The 445-nt window shown below is 70.3% G+C and carries 1 protein-coding gene; it reads left to right on the top strand.

Annotated elements, in window-relative coordinates; genetic code table 11:
• Position 1 precedes the first annotated feature (1 nt).
• A partial coding sequence (locus TSO352_RS33455; RefSeq protein ID WP_247871934.1) for an NAD(P)-binding domain-containing protein occupies positions 2-445 on the top strand: 444 nt, incomplete at its 3' end.

Genomic DNA, 445 nt, shown 5'->3' with positions numbered 1-445 from the left:
CATGGGCACGCCGATGGCGGGGCATCTGCAGGCGGCCGGCCACACGCTGTACCTCCACACCGTCGGCGCGGTGCCCGACGCACTGACCGCCGGCGGCGCCGTGGTCTGCGCCTCCGGCAAGGAGGTCGCGGAACAGGCCGAGATCGTCTTCATCATGGTCCCCGACACCCCCGACGTCGACAAGGTCCTGTTCAGCGCCGGCGGCGTCGCCGAGGGGCTGGGCGCCGGCAAGATCGTCGTCGACATGTCGTCCATCTCCCCGGTCGCCACCAAGGACTTCGCCAAGCGCATCAACGACCTCGGCTGCGACTACCTCGACGCCCCGGTGTCGGGCGGCGAGGTCGGCGCCAAGGCCGCCTCGCTCACCATCATGGTCGGCGGCCCCGACACCGCCTTCGCCACCGTCAAGCCGCTGTTCGAGCTGATGGGCAAGAACATCACGCTG

The organism is Azospirillum sp. TSO35-2, assembly GCF_003116095.1.
GTDB lineage: Bacteria > Pseudomonadota > Alphaproteobacteria > Azospirillales > Azospirillaceae > Azospirillum.
The sequence above is the reverse complement of the archived record's forward strand: the minus strand, read 5'-3'. Positions and strand labels throughout refer to the sequence as shown.